Raw genomic sequence first — 15,381 nt, 5'->3', positions numbered from 1 at the left:
ATTACAGGGGAGTTGAACATATGAAAAATCTCATCTTGAAAGGCCATTCTGCTCTTCCACTAAAAGGGCTATTGAACTGTTGCTTTCTTAATGAATAAATTCATATTAATCTCCTTACTTTAAATAAACATTAAATAAGCAAAATAATTCCAAATAGGTTGTGAGCAGTTAACTTTACTTATTTATAGTAAGCATGTATGATACTTATTGTACTCAAGTAAACAAATCTTTGAAAGATGGTGAATTTAATGAAGATTAACATTAAAGATCAAGCAAAAGCCTACTTAACAAGCAAGATTCCTGCAGGAAAACATGTATTTTTAGCACTAGACGATGGTTCCAGTAAGTTTTCAAAACTTGGTGGTTCATGTTCGATCGGTAATAAATTCCAGTTGGTCGTAGCTGACCAATCAGATCCAGAATATGGTGTTGAATTAGAAAACAATGCTGGTTTAACAATGACAACCGCAGAACCCGAAACCACATTTCTTGGTAATGGTTTAGCGCTCGACTATAAGAATGCTTCATTAAAATTAACTGATGACAGTGGTGTACTAGATGGTGCCGTTACCGTTGACGCTTACACAACACCCACCGAAGATAAAAATGCTATGAAAGCAGAAATGTCCGAACTTGGCGGCAAAATCTGCTAAACAATTAAAAATCTAAACTAAAAGGATGGCAAATTTGCCATCCTTTTCTATTACCCATAAGTTTGTTCAAAATCAACAACAGCTCCCCTTAAATTAGCCTGGTCCGTATATTTACATGAGACCACGTCTGGTTTAAGCGAAGCAATCTTTACTTGTTTTCTAATTTTTTCGATGTTCTTTTCGATGTTTGGAATCAGATCTGGATTATTGGAAACTGCGCCACCAATGACAATTTTTTCGGGATCAAAACTATATTGTAAATTATAAATACCTTTTGCGAGTGCCCAGTACATCTTATTTACTTCAGCCTTCGCCGTTTCATCCCCAGCCTTAGCCAGATCGAAAACTTCTTTACCTGATTTCTCCAAACCTGTTTTTTTATTATATCTTTTAGCTACTCGAACCGAAGTGCCCAACTCACTCAAAGTATAAGTATCATCCGATAAAGTAAACCCAAATTCACCACCAAATAAATGCGCGCCATGCCAAATTTTGTGATTAATAATGACTGAACCGCCAACACCTGTTCCAATCACCAAAAACAGTAAGCTGTCTGCCCCCTGTCCAGCACCATCCGCTAATTCAGCTAAAGCCGCACAATTTGCATCGTTTTCCATACTAATGTTCAGTCCAAATCGTTTTTCTAACTCCGGTTGAATTTTAAAGTTATGAATGTATGGTAGCGCGCTTGCGCCTTCAATAACACCAGTCTTCTTATTCACTGCACCGGGGGAACTAATTCCGACCCCTTCAATATGAAACTGGTTTTTCATTTTCAAAACTTCTTCTGTCAAAACATCGTAAAATTCGGCCAAAGTGGCTGGTGTCTTTCGAGAAGTATGTCCTGCCAAGTCCTGACCATCCCATACTGCAAACTTAATTGTTGTTCCGCCAATATCAATCAATCCAATGTTACTCAACTCAAATCACTTCTATCTTTTATTTTGAAATCGCATACATATTTATTATACGATAAAAAAAGGATGATTTCTCATCGAAATCATCCTTTTAACACTTTTTAGTTTTCATCGTTATACTTTGAAGCACGACTTTGGTAAGTTCCCTTTTGTGTGTTGATATCAAGAACTTCCCCTTCTTTAATGAAATCTGGCACAGTAACAACTAACCCAGTTTCCATGGTAGCTGATTTACCAGAACCAGCAACAGTCGCGCCTTTAATTGAAGGTTCTGTTTCTGCAACCTTTAATTGAACTGTGTTTGGTAAAGTAATACCAATTACTTCAGAATTGAAGTAATCAATCTTAACGTTCATGTTTTCCAACATAAATTTCATTTCATTTTGGATCGTAGCTGTTGGAATTTCGTACTGTTCGTATGTCTCCATATCCATGAATACAGCTACATCGCCTTGAGTATAAAGATATTGAGCATCCTTTGTATCAACGATTGCTTGTTCAACCTTTTCTTCAGGACGCATTGTTTTTTCAACAGTAGAACCTGAACGGAGGTCATATAACTTCATTCGCATCACAGTGTTACCTTTTCCTGGCTTATGATGCTCCGAAGCCAATACTTTAATTAACTTACCGTTTTGTTCAAATGTCATTCCTGCTTTAAGATTTATTGCTTCAATCATGTATTTTCTCCTTGTACGTTACTTAAAATTTAATTTCGATTAACCTCATTTAATGATCGCGCTCCAGGTCCAGGACTCATATAGCCGACTTCCCTTCGTTTTAGTATCTATATCTAGTTTAACACTAAAATTACCAAAACAAAGTTTCTCATAATGAGATAAGCACATCTGATAGCGATGTTTGCTGAACTTTCCTCCAGATTATTTAATAAAATTTCCTAAACATTCGATTTTTCTGCCTAAAATACGTTAAATTAAAGCTATTCTTAAATTATCAAAACAAAACGATTAGAGGATCTTGTTATGAGGCGTAAGTGGCAAAAAATTGCGATTGGCTGTCTACTTCTAGTTTTTCTGGCCGGTGGATTGGCCTATTATGAGCGAGCGAACATCCGTACATTCTTTTTAGTGGATCAAGTTCATCACAGTAAGCATATTTTAAGTACCGCGCAAATCAAACTGAATCTGCAGCCCACACTATCGACCAAAAACACTAAAACAACCAATCACTTAAGCCAAACCTATCGAAAACGGCTTGCAAACTTAAACACTGGTATCGGTAAAGCAAAAGTCATCGTAAATCCGTACAAGACCAGCCCTTTAACTGGCTTAATATTAGTCAAAACCAAAGCAGCGACTCGTGTCAGTGTATCTGTTCAAGGGGACAGCAGTAAAACCACCATTAAAAAGCGGTATAAATCTTATACTAATGCTCATAGCGTTGGCGTCTTAGGCTTATATGCCGACCGCACAAATCGGGTTAAACTAACCTTTGAAACTAAAAGTGGCCACAAGTTTTCCCGTGTTTACGTCATGAAAACTGGATCCTTACCTACAGATATTGGAACAAACGCTGTCAAAACAAGTAAGCCCTCAAAAATGGTCCTGGGATCTGGAAATACAAAATTAACATTTGCTGTAAGTAGCCAAGGCATAACTTATGGACTTGATGCTCAAGGAAAAGTCCGGTGGTACAGCACAAAATCGATCTCACATGTATTTAAACAATTGAGCAATGGTCATTTGTTAATTCTCACAAAAATTAGCGAAACAACTCCAAAATATAACGCCCTACAAGAAACTGATTTTTATGGACGTGTTTATCGCCAGTATAATTTTAGTGGCCTGTTTCCGACCCACTCGGATCATAAAAAATTAGCAACTAATACAGTTATTCATCATGACGCCATTGAGTTACCCAACCACAACTTGTTATTAACTGTGGATGATGGCTCCGCAAATTACGTTGAAGATACTATGATCGAGATCGACCGCCAAACAGGAAAAATAAAAAAAGTGATAGATTTAAAACGAATTTTGCCTCAGAGTGCCTATACGAAATACTCTGGTACTACCCGCTCAGATGGTAAAACTGACTGGTTCCATCAAAATTCCATGTACTATGATAAAAAGACTGGCAATTTACTTGTATCTGGCCGGAATCAAGATATGATTTTTGCCATTAATTATAAATCTACAAAACTAAAATGGATTTTGGCGGCTAATCAAAAATTACCCAAATCCTATCAAAAATATTTGTTGAAACCAACTACTAAAAACTACAATTTCAACGCCGGTCAACATGCAATTATGCTGATTCACACCAAGAAAAATAAGGGAAATCAGGTAGAATTGGAATTTTACAATAACAACGTGGTGGTAACCCGAGGTAACCAAAGCATTTCGGAAGATTACTCAGCCGCCAACATCGTAAAAATCAATCAACTTAAAAAGACAGTGACAAAAGTTTGGGGTTACGTAAAGTCACGTGGCACATCGGATTTCACCAATATTGTCGGCAGTAACTACGCAATTGGTAAAAGAAATAGCCTTATCAACTTTGGCTATGCGGATAGCGGCACAAGAAGTGAATTTGTAGAAATCAACCGTAAAACTAAACAGATTGTGTTTGACGTCAATCGAACTGGCTTTAGTAGTGGCGATTGGAGTTATCGTGCACAACGAATGTCTCTTTATCCAAAACATTTTGGTTTCTCCCTAAAGAAAATTAACTGACACGTATCTTTAAAATTTAAGAAAATAAAAATGCTGGTCAACTTTTGATCAGCATTTTTTCTATTTAAAACTCTTTGGCAACCTTTTCGGCTTCTTTAGCAATTGTTTCTCGATTGGCTGCCATATCATCAGGGTCTCGATGTGAATTACCTTCACAATAAATACCTTGATAATCCTTGACACCTACTTGGCCAAGTAACGCTTTTAGGTAAGCATCCCCCATATCGAGAGTTGCCATAAAGGCATTATCCGAATGATGATATGTTCCGCCTGAGGATTGGATATGAATAGCTTTTTTATCATGCAAGGTTCCTTCTGGGCCATGCGCACCTTCCACCCATGTTTTGGTAGAAACAATGACCAGATCCAAATACATTTTTAAACGATTCGGCAAAAACAGATTATACATTGGACTAATAAAGACGTATTTATCAGCTTGAATGAATTGTTCTTGAAGCTGTTGTTGACGGCTTAATAAGATCTGCTCGTTTTCTGAAAGCTCCTGATAAGTAACACCATTGGTGAGTTTCTTCCAGCTGTCTAAATTGCTGCTGTTAATTTCCGGCACGCCTTCAGCATATAAATCATGCCCAATAATCTGATCTTCGGGGTGTGCTTGCCGATAAGTTTCAACAAAATGATCTCCGATGACCAAAGAATTAGAAACATCTTCGGTTGCAGGATGAGCCTTAATAACTAAAACGGTACTCATTTCATCATCTCCATTTATTTATTACGTTTATACAATACCACAATTTATATTAATCCTAGTCGAAAGTAGTTTTTAAACCAAAAATAACTTCTCTAATCGTTGTTAGCGATCAAAGAAGTTATCGAATCTAATTTACTTTAAATAGCCATTCCATACATAACCATGAACTTTTCCGTTTCCGGAATGAACATAGTAGTACAAGTATGTCTTGCCATTGTATTTTTTGACATAAGTCTTACGTGTCACAGTAAAGTGAGTCTTAGGATAATTCTTCAAATAATGAAGAGTTACATATTGAAAATCGTTTGAACTACCTTGGAAACCATAAACACTGCCTTTTTTATGCTTAACAACATAGCGATGCTTGTAACTTACTTTGACAGTTTTAGTGATCTTATTTGGACATTTCTTAAGATAGGAATGCCAGATCCAACCAGACTTTTTGCCTGAAGTAATGTGATAGTACAAATACGTTTTTCCATTTCTTTTAATTACATACTCAGCCTTATTAATCTTATAATAGCCTTTCAAAGAACTAAGGGCGAAAGCTTTTTTGAAAGTAAAATTGTCGCTTGTACCATTAAAAGTGTAAGCATAGGCCTTTTTAGCAACTTTGTATCGATCTACGGGCTTTTTAGCACTCCCAGAAACATAGTTCGTAATCATTTTCTTGAAGGTTAACAAAGACTGTAATGGATAGCCATGAGGATCAAACAGAGCTTGATTATCATATGAGGAAGCTCCCCAGTACGAATTAACATTTTCCTCTTGATCACTATAACCAGCATCACCGTAATATTTAGCAGCGTATTGAGTTGCCCAACCAGTGCCATATTTCACACTGATATCTCGGTTGTATTGGTAATTATCCCAACCAGCTTTGACAGGAATCCAGGCTGGTTCCCAATAAAACGCACCCAAAGCCTTGCCGTAACCATTTTGCATCACTGTCTTCCAAACGTCACTAATCGCGTCAGATTGCCCTTGAACTGAGATTGGGAATGGTGGGTTTGTAATGTCACCCACAATATTATTTTGTCCATCCATATCATCTGTTGTGTATGGATAGCTCATTTCCATAACGGCAAATTTTTTCTTATATGTCTTAGTAATAACCTTTTCAGCGCCAATTAATTTGCTATCAGGACCATTCCAATGTGGATAGTAAGTTGCGCCCATGACATCATAATTAACCTTATTAGCTTTTAATTCAGCGGCGATTTTGGCAAAGGAAGACTCAGAAGGAGACTCATAATGAACAGCTGCCAAAGCACCTGGTGCATACTTATGAACGGCATTAACCCCTTCAGCAATGTACTGCATGTATTTAGCAGGATCTGATTCTTGCATCATACCTTTAGTTGTTTCGTTACCAACCTGCACCATACCGATGTCTACACCGGCCTTTTTCATGGTTGTCACAACTTTTTTAGTATAGTTGTAAACTGCCGTCTTCTTTTGAGCAAACGTGTAGTTTTTCCAAGCTTTTGGAAGTGCTTGTTTTGCTGGATCTGCCCAAAAGTCAGAATACTGTAGATCAATTAGAACCTTCATATGATGAGCCGTTGCATCTTTAGCTGTTTTTACTTCATTAGCTAAAGTTGCATCCCCACCACCATATGTATGACCTTTACTATCATATGGATCGTTCCAGATTCGAAGACGGACATAGTTTACACCTGAGCCTTCCAAAGTCTGAAGAATATCTTGTTTCTTACCATTGTAACCATAGAACTTAACGCCGGCATTCAGTTCAGCTTGTAAACTCGAGATGTCAACTCCTTGAATAGAGTTCGTTGTCACCCCGTGAGCTGGATTGACAGTTACCTTGTCATTTTTAACATTTGTCGTACCGTCAGCATTCGCAAAAACCGAAGTTGTTGCGCCACTTAACGCCACTAAAATCCCAGCACTAGCAATCAGTGCCTGGGCAAAAAGTTTACGCCATTTTCTCATATGATTATCTCCCCAGATAATATTTTTGAAACTTTATAAGCTTTTAGTTACTGTTTTATCTTAAGTTTTTCTTAAAAGATCGTCAGGGTAAGTTTTAATCATCTGAACAATAAAAATAGCCATTCCCAATGAATAGCTATTTCAAAAATTATTAACTTAAAGTGGTTTTACGTCATGGTGTCCAAACTGACGGACATGTTCCCGTGCAATTGCAACGATTGTTTCAGCGACGACTCCCATTGCTTCTGTGGTAACAAATTCGTAAGGACCATGAAAATTATCCCCGCCATTAAATAAATTTGGTGTTGGAATCCCTTTTGCAGTGATGGCATTACCATCAGTTCCACCACGAAACGGCTGAATATCCGGTGTTAATCCGATTCGGCGATAAGCATCCAAAGCTAAATTAACAATGTAGGGATTTTTTCGAATTTCATCGCCAATATTTTGATACTGTTCAGTCAACTCTAAAGTGACTCGCGGCTCCACAAAACGGTCATTAATTTTGGCTACGATGCGTTTAAGCAAAGCTTCTTTTTGATGAAAGCGAGGCGTATCAAAATCACGCAAAATTAAATTCAGGCTGGCATGCGCCACTGCCCCTTCAAAATGATTAACTAAGATAAAACCATCGTGATCCCGACTCTTTTCCGGAACCTCATCTTTAGGCAATGCACTCACAATCTCATTTGCAATTGTCACGGCATTCACCATCAGTCCATAGGCATCTCCCGGATGAACGGCGGTCCCTTCGACCTCAATTTTGGCTTCAGAGGCATTAAAAGTTTCATATTCAAATTGACCCGGCTGACCATTGTCTAGTGTATACGCAAAATCAGTTCCAAAGCCTTTGGCATCAAACTGTTTAGCACCCCGCCCGATTTCTTCATCTGGTCCAAACGCAACCCGAATTGGTCCGTGCGCTACAGTTGGATTTTGAATGAAATAGTCTAGTGCGCCGAATAGCGCCGCAACGCCGGCTTTATCATCGGCGCCCAATAAAGTTGTCCCGTCTGAAGTGATCAAACGCTGACCCACAAACTTTTTCAAGTTGGGAAATTCACTAGCTTTCAATACAATTTGTTTAGCTTCATTTAACACGATATCCTGGCCATCGTAATTGGGGTGCACCTGTGGCTTTACATGGTTCGCTGAAAAATCGGCGGTATCCAAATGGGCAATGAAACCCAACGCACTGATTGGTTTGTCGGAATTACTTGGCAAAGTCCCCGTCACATAGCCATTGGTTTCATCAAATTTAACTTTTGCTACGCCCAATTTCTTCAAATCAGCTGTGACCAGTTTAGCTAGCGCGACTTGTCCCGGCGTTGTGGGAACCGTTTGGCTGCGATCATCTGATCTGGTATTTACTTTTGCATATTTTACGAATAACTTTTCAATATAATCTTGATTGATTTCACTCATTTCTTTCATCCCTTATTTTGTGATATATGTTGTTTTCCAGTCATAAGGAACGCCGGCAGGATTATAAACAACGCTCTTAACGTTTGAACGTAGCAGCTGAGACTTAGCAACTTGATACAGCGGAATCGTGCCTTGATCGCTCATCAATAACTTTTCAGCCGCGACCAATTTAGCCCACCTTTTCTCTGGCTGGTTGCCATAGTCGTTTTCTGATTCGTCCAATAACTTATCAAACGTTTTGTTTTTGTATCCCGAAGTGTTGTAGCTCGAACCAGATTCATAAACATCCAAGAAATTAATTGGATCGGCAAAAACTGATTGCCAGGTCTGGATCGTCGCTTCATAGTTTTTCTCATTCTGTTTAGAGATGAGTTGGACAAACGGAATCGTTGAAATTGACACCTTCACATTTGGTAACCGATCTAATTCAGTTTGAAGGAATTCGGCAGTTTGTTTACTGCTATCTGTGTCTGAAGTTAGTAAAGTTACTTTGATATTCTTTACACCAGTTTGTTGGTAGCCCTTCTTCAATAACTGTTTTGCTTTTGCTAAATCAGAACTAACTGCTGATTTTACATATGCTTCTTTATCAAATGATTCACCAGTTTTGGGGTTATTTCCCATTCCAGATGGTACAAATCCCTTAAGAGGCTCTGAGCCATCTTGTAAAACGTCATTTGTCAGTTGCTTACGATTAATTGCAAGTGAGAATGCGCGGCGAACGTTAACATTCTTGAAGGCCTTTACCTTGTTTTGATTTAACTCCAAGCGTGCCGTTGCAGTTGGCAAACGTTTCACAAAATCTGCATTGTTTTTATTATTTTTTACTTGTTGACCACTAAGCAATGTTTCATCTGTTTGTTTAGCATTAAATAAGTTGTAACTCGTCGTGGTACTTTCCGTAACAAGCTCATTGATCTTAGTTAAATGAACTGCTTTTTTATCCCAATATTTATTGTTCTTAACCAACGTCCACTTCTTACTTTGTCCATTCCAGTTAGCCAACTTGAAAGGACCGTCAGAAACCGTGTACTTTGCCTGAGTTCCAAACTTCTTACCGTATTTATTAACTATCGTTTGATTCAAAGGATAGAATAACGGCCAAGCTAAAAGCTTTTTAAAATATGAAACTGGTTTTGTCAGTGACACTGTCAATTTATATTTACCTGTTGCCTGAATTCCGAGTGTCTTAACCGATTTTTTGCCATTATTGATGGCTTCTGCATTTTTAACTTGGTAGAAATAAAATGCATCTTGAGAGGCTGTCTTAGGATTAACTGTTCGCCGCCAAGAATAAACAAAATCTTGAGCCGTTACAGCATCTCCATTAGACCATTTTGCGCCTTTACGTAATGTAAATGTGTAAGTTTTACCGCCATTTGTAACCTTAGTCTTTGCCGCTAGCGCTCCCTTAGGTGTTCCTTTACTGTTTAAACGATAAAGTCCCTCTTGAGTATTCATTAACGTATTGAAACTTAAAGTGTCCGTCGCCTGTGATAAGTCTGCCGTTGCCAGCTCTGAACTTTCTGTCCAATTCAACACCTGATTTTTAGCCAGTTTGGTGTTGCTTCCTGCCGTTGCTTGACTTCCACAACCACTTAAAATTAACAACCCTAAAACTACTACAACCGATTTTATTTTTCGATTCATAACAACCATCCCCTCTAGAATATAAAAAAATCGTCCCTCATTTCTGAAGGACGATTTTCGTGTTACCACCTTAATTTGTGAAATACTCGCATATTCCACCTCAATAACTTCTGTTACCAAAAGTTTGAGGCATTAACGGGCCTCATCACGAATTAATAGCTTCCACTGTTAATTTACTCCAAGTTCATCTTCACACAACCTTCTGATCCACGCTTTCACCAACTCGCGGTCTCTATAAACATACTAATTGTGCTACTCTTCTTATCACGGTATCTCGTTTGTTTCGATTTAATACGTTTTTAATCATACCACCGTTTTCTATGCTGTCAATGAGAAAATTATGATTGTCTTCTAATTTTATCTAGATCACCCAAAATAATTAGGTATGCAAATCCTATTGAATATAGACTTGAATATTCAGAACCATAATTTACTTTTTTGTTCAAAAGCTACAAATATGATCTATCAGTCACAAAACGCTCGTTTTTATAATTAGATTTTAATTTAATGATTAAGATCCATTCAAATCACTAATCTCACAAAAACTGTTTGTCTTAACGAAAACACAAAAAAACACCCATATGTGTGTGAGTGTTCAACGATGCTTGTTACTGGACTTGAACCAGCGACCTCCGCTTTACTAGAGCGATGCTCTACCAACTGAGCTAAACAAGCAAACGATATATTCGTGAAAGAATCAAAAAGACTCCTTAACTAGTATACCGAATTATGTAGAAAATTCAAACAGTTTTATTTTGAAAACTACATAATTTGCTACAAATCTCTAAAATTATTGTATAAACCAGTGGATAGTTAGCACCTATCTTTAGTGTTTTAGATGCGTCACACAACATTTGAGATAGTGCCTGATTAAAAATGAATATTCCTAGCTTTTTTCAATACAGAAAGGTGAAAAATTAAAAACCCTCCAAAAATAAATTGCTTTATATTTAGAAGGCCTTTATTATTCAATTTTGACTACCTTTAGCCTAAATTTTCACCGTTGCTCTTGATAACCTCTCTATACCAATCAAAAGAAGCCTTTTTGTAGCGGTTCAATGTCCCGTTTCCCTGATCATCTAAATCAACGTAAATAAATCCATAGCGTTTAGACATCTGACCAGTTGAAGCACTAACTAGATCAATGCATCCCCATGGCGTATATCCCATGAGATCCACACCATCTGTAATCGCGCCAGCCATTGCTTTGATGTGTTCACGCAAATAATCAATTCGGTAATCATCTTGTACATGGAACTGGTCATCTGGTTTATCAACCGCACCCAAACCGTTTTCCACAACAAACAATGGCTTGCGATAACGGTTATATAGTTCGTTCAAAGCAATTCGTAAACCGATTGGATCTACTTGCCAGCCCCAGTCACTTGTCTTTAAGAACGGATTTTTCACGCCCCCAATTAAGTTCCCGGAAGCCTGTTCACGATTCTTATCAGCCACATCAACCGTGGTGGACATGTAATAACTGAACCCAATATAGTCAACTGGATTGTCCTTTAAAGTTGCTAAATCTTCATCACCAATTTCCAGATCGGAAAAACTGAAACCAAACTTGTTCATCAGTTTTTCCGTATAGGCTGGATATTCTCCACGTACTTGAACATCGCCACAGAAATGATTGAAGGCTTGATTTTGTTCTAGTGTAGCTAATTGATTAACTGGATTTGCATCATAGGAATAAGTTGTGGCATAAAGAACCATACAACCGACTTTTAGATCAGGATCCAAGTCATGACCGATTTTGACGGCTTTTGCACCTGCCACAAACTGATTATGCCAAGCCTGATAGATATTCTGCTTATCATCGGCACCATTAGAGGCAACTAATCCTTGGCCCATGACAGGGAAATTAAAGGCACTGTTGATTTCGTTAAACGTCATCCAGTATTTAACTTGCTTATAGTAGCGAGCCAGCACTGTCCGCGCAAACCGTTCGTAAAAGGTAATTAACTGACGATTTTTCCAACCACCATATTTTTTCACAAGGTTTAAAGGCATTTCATAATGCGAAATCGTAATAACCGGCTCAATATCGTATTTCTGACAAGTCTCAATTACTTGATCATAAAATTTCAGTCCAGCTTCATTTGGCTGTTTTTCATCACCATTTGGAAAGATACGCGTCCAAGCAATTGAGAATCGGTAACATTTGAAGCCCATTTCTGCAAATAGCGCGATATCTTCTTTGAAACGGTGGTAATGATCAATCCCGTCATGATTTGGATAAGTATGCTGACTTTCATCAATTGTCCAATCAAAATCAGGAGCATTAACCAATTTAAAACGGTCGGGTCCACCAGGCAAAGCATCGGCAATTGATAAACCCTTGCCGCCTGCTTGATAAGCGCCTTCTAACTGGTTAGCGGCTGTCGCGCCACCCCACATAAAGTTTTTCGGAAAACTACTCATAGTCCATTTCCTCCTTAAATAATATATAAAGCAACATCATCATTAGTAACTGTCGTTTTTTCATTCGATACAATTTCAACAAAATCTTTTGTATTAGTGACAATAACTGGGGTTGTAATGTCATACCCCGCCTTCTTAATGGCATCTAAATCAACATCCATCAGAAGCTGATCCTTTTTAACCTGATCGTTGTCTTTCACATGAGCTGTAAATGGCACACCCTTTAAATTAACAGTGTCCAATCCAATGTGGATCAACAATTCAATTCCTGTATCACTCTTTAAACCAATCGCATGTTTCGTTGGGAAGACGGTCATAATCTGGCCATCAAATGGTGCATAAATTTTACCTTCTTCTGGGATAATAGCAACGCCATCACCCAACATTTTTTGAGCAAAGGTATCGTCAGAAACACTCTCTAAGTTAATCATTTCACCTTTAACCGGACTGTAAACTTTTTTAGTTTCTTTGGCACCAGAAGGCACCGTTGTTTTAACTGCTGGCTCGTCTTCCGACATAGCAGCTGCTTTAACTGGTTTTTCGTCGATTCCAAAAACAAATGTCAAAATAAAGGTCAGTACAAACGAAACAACTAGTACAATGATTGCATTAATTAAGTTGCTACTATCTGTCTTGCTAACAAACTGTGGTAACGAAATCAATGAAGGCACAGCAAACGCAAACGACTTCAAGTTGACAATTCCCATAAACAATCCGGTAACTCCACCTGAAATCATAGCTGCGTATAATGGTTTCTTATACTTCAAAGTCACACCATATAAAGCAGGTTCAGTTACTCCAGCTAGCAAAGCAGAAATTACGGCAGCACTCGCAATCTGACGTGTGTTTCGATTCTTGGTCATAAATACGACGGCAAAACATGCCGCACTTTGCGCAATATTAGCAGCCAACATTGCTGGAAGAATCAAAGTATCTGGTGAAGCAACGGAAGCAGCTAAGAAGATTGGTGCAAAGGCCCAATGCATCCCAGTCATAACAATCAGCGGCATAAAGGCGGCCATCAAAGCCATCGCAAGCCAGCCTGCTTTTCCTTGGATAAATAAAATGATAAAGGATAATAATTTACCCGCATATGTTCCGATTGGTCCGATCAAAACAAGTGCTAAAGTACCTGTCACAAACAAAACTAACAGTGGTTTCAGAATACTCTTTAATGAGGCGGGGCAAACTTTATCAATTCCCATCTCAATATACTTCATTGCCCAAACTACTAACAAAATTGGAATAACTGATGATGAATAATTAACCAATGTAACAGGTAAATCCATAAAATGAACCGCTTTACCTGCTGTAACCATTGCTGTGAAGTTCGGATGAATCATAACACCGGCAATCGTGATTGCCAACATTGGCGTAACTTTAAAGTACTTGGCAGCTGTATAAGCTAACATGACCGGCAAGAAATAAAATGGCGCATCCCCAAAGATGTTTAAAATTGCATAGGTTTGTCCTTTTTCATTCAACCACCCTAAAAGCGGCAATAAAATCAAGATAACCTTGATCATCCCACCACCAATTAAGGCTGGAATTAAAGGTGACATACATGATGAAATAAAATTGGCGAACCGGTTAAACAAATTAACTTTTTGTTTTTCTTCTCCCTGATCAGGTGTTTGGTCCGCATCACCTGTATCAATTTTGCCTAGTTTCAAAATTTCATTGTAGTAGTTTGTCACATCGTTACCGATAATAACCTGATATTGACCAGATTGATGATTAACACCCATGACACCTGGGATATTTTTAACTGCCTCATCATCTACAATACTTTCATCCTTTAAACGAAAACGTAGCCGTGTCATACAATGAATCAACGAATTAATATTCTTTTCGCCACCCACTGCCTCAAAAATCTGTTTGGCTGAACCTGCATAATCCATAATTAATTTCTTCCTTTCTTTCCATAAAAAAAGACCCAAATAGCCAAATAAGCTACTTAGGTCATGCTCAACTAAGATAACACCCTATAAGTTTTTAACAAGACGGCTAATGTGAACCGTCAAATATAATAATTCCGTACTGCTAATTTCATAGTTATATTTTTCCTGAATAAATGTTTGGATCTTCCGTGAACATTCATACGGACCGGCATACTTCTTTTCCAAGGTACGAAGCAAATCTTCATCATCGTCATCGTAGTGCTTATTTAAAAGGACGCGCTGGGCAAAAAACTTTAAATGCGTGATGAAACGATAGTAGTTTAAAGAACTTTCATCAAACTCAGTATGATAATAGTCCTTTACAATATCTTCGACTTCTTTAACCATGTTTGTGACGCCATAGGCCAAATTTTGTTCAGCCCCGGACTCTGTTTCTGCATTCACGAAATGCAAAGCAACAAAGGCACTTTCATCATCTTCTAGCGTGATCCCAAGTTCATTTTTCACAACTTCAACAAGTTTTTGACCGACCGCAAACTCGTCTGGATAAAAACGCGCCACATCCCATTTTAAAGGATTCTTGAGAATAATATGATCACGATATCTTTGAATCGTCGTATGCAAATGGTCTGTTAAATTCACATAAATAATTTCATTTAACTGTTTACCTAATTTGATCTTGGCAAAATTAATAATCTTTTCCGCAATCATAATCTCGTTCAACGGCACATCAATGACTAAGTCCGTAAATTTGTTCATTGTATCCGGATCTTTAATAATAAAAGTCTTTTCTACTTTTTCAATCTCAATCTCTTGTCCCTTTTTCTTACCAAACGCAATTCCAGGACCCATTAACAAAATGGCTAGACCGTCATGGTTCTCTGAAATTGCTGTATTATTGTTTAAAACGCGTTTTATTTTCAATCGGACCACCTAAAAAGACTTATTCATTGCAGCGAAAAAATCCCTCCAACAAATAAGTCATGCTCAAAATTTTGATAACACCTTATGATATTTAATTGAACAAATCTACTATCACACATG

General features: G+C 37.9%; 11 protein-coding genes and 1 tRNA gene. 2 read left to right on the top strand and 10 right to left on the bottom strand.

All coding sequences use genetic code 11. The annotated features are described in order from the left end of the window. Positions 1-248: 248 nt before the first annotated feature. On the top strand, positions 249-653 hold the full coding sequence (locus PPA04_RS03375) for an iron-sulfur cluster biosynthesis family protein (protein ID WP_057784080.1): 405 nt from the start codon (positions 249-251) through the stop codon (positions 651-653). Positions 654-703: 50 nt separating this feature from the next. Here the strand turns inward: PPA04_RS03375 and PPA04_RS03370 are convergent, their stop codons facing one another. Both PPA04_RS03370 and efp read right to left on the bottom strand, forming a co-directional pair. Then, entirely contained in the window at positions 704-1,573 is an 870-nt protein-coding gene (locus PPA04_RS03370; protein ID WP_057784078.1) for an ROK family protein, read from the bottom strand. A gap of 98 nt (positions 1,574-1,671) precedes the next feature. Further along, a complete protein-coding gene (gene efp / locus PPA04_RS03365) occupies positions 1,672-2,250 on the bottom strand; it encodes an elongation factor P (RefSeq protein WP_057784076.1) in 579 nt (192 codons plus the stop codon). Between the two features lie 303 nt (positions 2,251-2,553). Here efp and PPA04_RS03360 point away from each other — a divergent pair, with 303 nt between their 5' ends. Beyond that, positions 2,554-4,266 (top strand): aryl-sulfate sulfotransferase, encoded by a 1,713-nt coding sequence (locus PPA04_RS03360; RefSeq protein ID WP_057784075.1) that lies wholly within the window; start codon positions 2,554-2,556, stop codon positions 4,264-4,266. Between the two features lie 64 nt (positions 4,267-4,330). Here the strand turns inward: PPA04_RS03360 and PPA04_RS03355 are convergent, their stop codons facing one another. The 8 genes from PPA04_RS03355 to licT form a co-directional block, all read right to left on the bottom strand. Beyond that, entirely contained in the window at positions 4,331-4,978 is a 648-nt protein-coding gene (locus tag PPA04_RS03355) for an FMN-dependent NADH-azoreductase (protein WP_057784073.1), read from the bottom strand. Between the two features lie 132 nt (positions 4,979-5,110). Continuing rightward, the gene (locus tag PPA04_RS03350) at positions 5,111-6,934 is read right to left on the bottom strand and encodes a glycosyl hydrolase 53 family protein (protein WP_057784071.1); all 1,824 of its coding nucleotides are present in this window, start codon (positions 6,932-6,934) and stop codon (positions 5,111-5,113) included. Between the two features lie 156 nt (positions 6,935-7,090). Beyond that, positions 7,091-8,359: a peptidase T gene (pepT, locus tag PPA04_RS03345; protein WP_373295126.1), complete on the bottom strand. Its 1,269-nt coding sequence runs from the start codon at positions 8,357-8,359 to the stop codon at positions 7,091-7,093. Positions 8,360-8,371: 12 nt separating this feature from the next. Continuing rightward, positions 8,372-10,018 carry a peptide ABC transporter substrate-binding protein gene (locus tag PPA04_RS03340; protein WP_057784067.1) on the bottom strand — a complete coding sequence of 549 codons (1,647 nt, stop codon included), beginning with the start codon at positions 10,016-10,018 and terminating at the stop codon, positions 8,372-8,374. A gap of 593 nt (positions 10,019-10,611) precedes the next feature. Continuing rightward, positions 10,612-10,684: transfer RNA gene (locus tag PPA04_RS03335), tRNA-Thr, on the bottom strand. Between the two features lie 309 nt (positions 10,685-10,993). Then, positions 10,994-12,436 (bottom strand): glycoside hydrolase family 1 protein, encoded by a 1,443-nt coding sequence (locus PPA04_RS03330; protein WP_057784065.1) that lies wholly within the window; start codon positions 12,434-12,436, stop codon positions 10,994-10,996. 14 nt (positions 12,437-12,450) lie between these two features. Next, complete coding sequence (locus PPA04_RS03325; protein ID WP_057784062.1) at positions 12,451-14,337, bottom strand: beta-glucoside-specific PTS transporter subunit IIABC; 1,887 nt, start codon at positions 14,335-14,337, stop codon at positions 12,451-12,453. Between the two features lie 84 nt (positions 14,338-14,421). Beyond that, positions 14,422-15,261, bottom strand: a complete 840-nt coding sequence (gene licT, locus PPA04_RS03320; protein WP_057784060.1) for a BglG family transcription antiterminator LicT — start codon at positions 15,259-15,261, stop codon at positions 14,422-14,424. Between the last annotated feature and the right edge of the window lie 120 nt (positions 15,262-15,381).

The sequence above is a fragment of the Pediococcus parvulus genome (assembly GCF_007990205.1).
In the GTDB taxonomy this organism is placed as follows: domain Bacteria; phylum Bacillota; class Bacilli; order Lactobacillales; family Lactobacillaceae; genus Pediococcus; species Pediococcus parvulus.
Note: the sequence above shows the minus strand (reverse complement) of the source record. Positions and strands in the feature narration are given on the sequence as shown.